The following is a 248-nucleotide window of genomic DNA, read 5'->3' on the forward strand; positions in this document are numbered from 1 at the left end:
GTTACCGCCGTGCAAACCCAGTCCCGCGACTTGGAAGCCAGCATGAGGTTCACGCTCGAAGTCAAACAGGTCAACGACCTCCCGCGCGTCCTCGCCAGCCTCGGCGATGTCAAAGGCGTGTTGAGCGTCACGCGCTTGTAAGGAGGAGCAAAAGGTCGTCTGAAAAACGGATTTCAGGTTTTTCAGACGACCTTTTTGGCGAGTTTGGTATCGTAATCGACATTGGAAATATCTGTCCTGTCCTTCCT

1 protein-coding gene is annotated in these 248 nt (G+C 53.6%); it reads left to right on the top strand.

Features of this window, described 5'->3' with window-relative positions; translation table 11 throughout:
- A partial coding sequence (locus ACTHS3_RS18365; protein WP_440368857.1) for an ACT domain-containing protein occupies positions 1 to 141 on the top strand: 141 nt, incomplete at its 5' end.
- Positions 142 to 248 lie beyond the last annotated feature (107 nt).

This window comes from Neisseria sp. P0009.S007 (assembly GCF_051962515.1).